Below are 4,685 nucleotides of genomic sequence, written 5' to 3' on the forward strand. Positions count from 1 at the left end.
TCTCGTAATTTTGTGGGTCGGTGCAGCCGCCATATCCTTACTCGCCAGTAGCCTAGGAGTCTCTGCTATTCCCACCATCATCATAGCCCTAGAGGGGGTGCTGCTAATTGCCGCCATTGGTATGGCTTGGGCAAATTTTGGGCGATCGCTTATCCCCCTCAAAACCCTCTTAGGTATCCCCCTATATATACTGTGGAAAATCCCCCTATATTTAACCTATTTCATTAAACCCCAAAAAGAGTGGGTAAGGACTCAAAGAGAACCCCTTGATAAATCCTCCCCAAATTCCGATAAAATATTGTGATATAATCCAAGTGTTCCAATATCTGCAAGGTTAGTCATGTTAGCCACTTCCCCAACTTACACTATCACTTGGGAAAAGTTGCCAGATGATTTTGTGTTACCCGATGATCCCGTGGATAATATCTATCAACCAGCCCTAGCAGCAGCCCTTACCGAAAGTTTAAGGTTAGCCGGAAAACTGCCAGAAAAGTCGCTCACCCCCACCAACTACGGCATTTGTGCCACCATCAACGGTAAAATAAGCATAAAAGCCCCAGATTGGGCGTATATTCCGCAAATTACCGTCAATCTCGAAGAAGTAGTTCGTAGTTATACCCCCCGACTACAAGGGGATATTCCCGCACTGGTACTAGAATTTTTATCAGATACAGGTGGGGGTGAATATTCAATTAAACAAACCTATCCCCCTGGAAAGTTATTTTTCTATCAACAGATTCTACAAGTACCTAATTATGGCATTTTTGAGCCAGACACAGGCACATTAGAACTCTACCGTTTAGACGAGAACCAACGATATCACCTAGAGTCACCTAATGAACAGGGCAGATTTTGGATACCAGAAATGCAGCTTTTCTTAGGTGCAGAGCAAGGAACCCGCGAAAATCTCACGGGCTACTGGCTACGTTGGTGGGATCAACAAGGAAACCTACTCCTATGGGCGACTGAACTATTAGACCAGGAACGTCAACTATTAGACCAGGAACGTCAACGAGCTGAAAAATTAATCGCCCAATTGCGGGCGGCGGGTATTGAACCTGATACATAGCCTATAACCCCCATTCTACTGTTACTTAGGTGTTACTCAAAACCGTAGTAGAGTAACAAGTGAGTAAAAAATGAGTAATGCTACTAAACTCCCTACAGTGGGGGGAAGGGTAACTATAATGAGAGCTATAGCAGATTCCTGAAAGCCTATCAAGACTTTAAAAGGGAATGTCCCAAAGGAGTGACACTCAAGTTACAAAAGTCCGGGACTAAGTATAATTTGCTATTGCAGTTTAAGCAGCCACCTACCGGAAAACGGCTACCCAAGACAGCTAATCTTGAGTGTACACCCCAAGGGGTGATAGACGGGGTTAAGAAAGCCAAGTTAGTGCCACCAAGCCCTGGGAACTATCAGCAGCGCTAGTGAATTCTGGGACTGGTACGATGCGACTATCTTAGGAAAGAACCAGATTGAGGATAATCTGATAACCTATCGGGAAATATTCCAACAACTAGAGGATGAGTATTTTGCGGGTTACAACCGCAACACAGGAAGGAAACGTTCTCGCGATATCGCTAGCGACTTAGCATCTTACGAGTCTACTAAAGGGGCATATTTCAGGTTGTTCCCCAATTGGGATGAATATCCTAGCTGGGAGAGTTTCAAGGCTATGCTGTACACTCCCTTACAGAATGGAGAGGAATTGATAGGGTCCCAAACATTCAAAGAACGCTACTACACTCTAAAAGCCATTGCCAAGAAATCACCTAGCAAAGACCACCTACTAAAGCAGTTAGAACCTATTAACCCTAAGCCAACACGATATGTTGTTAAACAGCGTATAAATATCGATGCTTTCAAAGATTGGTGGTACAGTGCTAAACAGAAGGCCTACACCATCAAAAACAATACAGTAAGCAATAGCCGCCATAGTTGGTTGTGGGTTGCTGGTATGGCAGTAATGTACGGGTTAAGGCCTACCGAGATAGCCGCTGCTGTTAACTTAACCAAGCGTTATGTAACGGATGATGGCGTAATCATCAAAGCACTATCAGACCCCGATAATCAGGATAATTACTTGGTGCTAGGTGACTATGTTTACTTTACTGACGCAGAAGGTCGGAAAGTGAGCATTAAAACGGGTGGACGGGTTGTAGCCCCAATTCCCAGTCCTGAAATGTTTGATTTCCTGGAATTGAAACGGTCGTTGTTACCAGAATATAGCCCTATAAAAGGCAGTCAACCCAGAACCATAGCTGGAGGCTTTAACGCAACTTTTAGCAAAAGAATTCAATCTATGAAATGTCCCGTAACCCAGAAATATGCTTTTCGTAGACTGTACAACCTGTTAGGTGAAAAGTATGGATTGCCTATAGAGTTACCCGCTATAATGATGGGTCATAGCGCAACAATCAATGAGAATAAATATAAAACAGAAGGGATTGACGCTACCCTAGAAGTTTTAAAGGGATGTTCTAAGTTACCTATACCATTGAGCGTGGCTATAGAGAAGTTAACAGCTTTGGGAGTTGATATTGATAGCCCTGAAGCCAAATTATTTCTTGGGGTGATTTATCAAATAGATTAATCTACCCGTTATAACCCTATAAGCCAATACCCCTAGATTAAACCCCTAGGGGTTATTTTATGGCTACAGATTGATGGATCCTACTACGGTTTTGAGTAACACCTAAGTAACAGTAGAATGGGGGTTATAGGCTATGTATCAGGTTCAATACCTGTTATCCCGATTTAACTTAAAGCCTTATCCTAACGACGATAACCGGAATTTACTTAACCCGATAACTATGCCTAGTTACTCAGATATTACTCACAATCTAGTCCTAGCACAGGAAAATAATTCTGTCAATAGGATGATTACTCAGTCAGCAAGCAGTTATGGTCCAAAGGGAAGTCGCCTTCCCCAACTCCAATTCAAAACCGTGCTTGCGAGTTTCCCAGCACACTGCTCCTGATGTAGATACCCCTTTGTCAGTGGGAACAGGGCTACAACCCCCTGCTTTCGTACTTAAACTTTTAGAGCTATAGCACCAGACAGGAAAGTTAGGACGTATAATGGAGAGGACGAGATGACTAAGAAGACCAAAAATGCCAGCCCCCTATAGTTACGACCTTAGACAAAAAGTTATTGATGCAATTGAACTAGACGGTATGCCCAAAACAGAAGCCAGTCAAGTTTTCCATGTCAGCCGGAACACCATCAATCTCTGGCTGCAAAGAAAAGAACACACCGGCGACTTCCTCCCTAAACCTAATCACCGACCTGGCAATAACCACAAAATTACCGACTGGCATAAATTCAAGGCTTTTGCCCAAGAGCATGGCCACAAAACCTCCGCTCAAATGGCTGAACTTTGGGATGACGACATCTCTCCTCGCACCATATCCAGAGCCTTGAAGAAAATTGGCTTCACCAGAAAAAAAAACTTACGGCTACCAAGAACGTGATCAGCAACAGCGAGAGGAGTTTATTGCTCAGATTGAACATATGGAGCCACAAGAAGTGGTTTACCTCGATGAAGCTGGCATCAATAGTCAAGACTCGGATTATCCTTATGGTTACTGCCAGGAAGGAAAACGCTTCGATGCCCTCAAATCAGGGAAGAGGCAGGGCAGGGTGAGCTATATAGCCCCATGGTGTCATCAACAACTCTTAGCCCCCGATCGCTTTGAGGGTTGTTGTAATCGGACAGTGTTTGAGTTGTGGTTGGAGTTCATCTCAATTCCAACACTGAAGCCAGGTCAGACTCTAGTGCTAGACAATGCAACGTTTCATAAAGGGGGACGGATTCCTGAGCTAGTGGAGGCGGCTCAATGCCGTTTGCTCTATCTACCACCTTATTCGCCAGACCTCAACAAGATAGAGAAATGTTGGTCGTGGTTGAAAGCCCGCATTCGCCATTGCACGTGAGCAGTTTGATTCTCTCGATGATGCCATGGACTCCGTTCTCCCAGCTGCGTCCTAACCACCTTGACTAATGCTATATCAATGCGATCGACCACCTCCACCACCGTCCCCTCGGATAACCTAGCAATACTTCCAGTGTTGAGAGTAGCCAGTCGGCGAACATTTACCCGATTACTCCTAATTCTAGCCTTGGCTCGCGGGTAAAAATCAGCACCCCGAAACTCACCATCAGGAAAATTGCGCCTCACCTGTGGCGGCGGTTCCCCCTCAAAGCCAGGATTCCCCACTATCGGCTCAAACAGATCATCCCCATTAGCCTTCAAATCCTTTTCAGCATCAGGCCTGAACGCCAAACCAATAGCGATCGCACCTACTGCCAGTATAATAGCACCCAGGACAATGAGCCTAACTTTGGGTTTAACTTTCCTCATGGGGTTAGCGACAGTAACTTATAAATAACTATAAATATCGGGTTCTGGAGATGTTGACGATCGCTATGATATGAGATCCTAGGACTCTAATCTATAATGGAATTTCCAAAATGGCTGAGAATCAAACCCGCAACGAATTAGAAGTTCGTGCCCAAAAAGTCCAAGAATTGCGTAGTCAGGGTATTGAACCCTATCCTAGCGTAGCTTTTGAGCGATCGCACCTCGCCCAAGAAATTCACGATCACTTTTCCCAACCACAACACCAACTCGCCAACGGAGAAGCCGACCCCCAAGCACTTCCCCTGCGAGTCTGTGG

The 4,685-nt window shown here is 44.9% G+C and carries 4 protein-coding genes and 3 pseudogenes; all 7 read left to right on the forward strand.

Annotated features, from left to right (window positions below):
- Positions 1 to 304: pseudogene (locus tag B9T16_RS25890) on the forward strand (glycosyl transferase); the annotation flags it as partial.
- Positions 305 to 340: 36 nt separating this feature from the next.
- Positions 341 to 1,069 carry a Uma2 family endonuclease gene (locus B9T16_RS25895; protein ID WP_006615898.1) on the forward strand — a complete coding sequence of 243 codons (729 nt, stop codon included), beginning with the start codon at positions 341 to 343 and terminating at the stop codon, positions 1,067 to 1,069.
- Positions 1,070 to 1,249: 180 nt separating this feature from the next.
- Positions 1,250 to 1,432: a hypothetical protein gene (locus B9T16_RS25900; RefSeq protein WP_410246110.1), complete on the forward strand. Its 183-nt coding sequence runs from the start codon at positions 1,250 to 1,252 to the stop codon at positions 1,430 to 1,432.
- Between the two features lie 247 nt (positions 1,433 to 1,679).
- Positions 1,680 to 2,597, forward strand: coding sequence for a hypothetical protein (locus tag B9T16_RS25905; protein WP_050856793.1), 918 nt, complete (start codon positions 1,680 to 1,682; stop codon positions 2,595 to 2,597).
- A 133-nt stretch (positions 2,598 to 2,730) separates the two neighbouring features.
- Positions 2,731 to 2,985: a hypothetical protein gene (locus B9T16_RS25910; RefSeq protein ID WP_410246111.1), complete on the forward strand. Its 255-nt coding sequence runs from the start codon at positions 2,731 to 2,733 to the stop codon at positions 2,983 to 2,985.
- A 133-nt stretch (positions 2,986 to 3,118) separates the two neighbouring features.
- Positions 3,119 to 3,996: pseudogene (locus B9T16_RS25915) on the forward strand (IS630 family transposase).
- 483 nt (positions 3,997 to 4,479) lie between these two features.
- Positions 4,480 to 4,685: pseudogene (locus B9T16_RS25920) on the forward strand (lysine--tRNA ligase); the annotation flags it as partial.

The sequence above is a fragment of the Arthrospira sp. PCC 8006 genome (assembly GCF_046480465.1).
GTDB lineage: Bacteria > Cyanobacteriota > Cyanobacteriia > Cyanobacteriales > Microcoleaceae > Limnospira > Limnospira platensis.

Coding starts and splice junctions, on each gene's coding strand:
- B9T16_RS25895 (WP_006615898.1), top strand. CDS start 341: ATGTTAGCCACTTCCCCAACTTACACTATCACTTGGGAAAAGTTGCCA.
- B9T16_RS25905 (WP_050856793.1), top strand. CDS start 1,680: ATGCTGTACACTCCCTTACAGAATGGAGAGGAATTGATAGGGTCCCAA.
- B9T16_RS25910 (WP_410246111.1), top strand. CDS start 2,731: ATGTATCAGGTTCAATACCTGTTATCCCGATTTAACTTAAAGCCTTAT.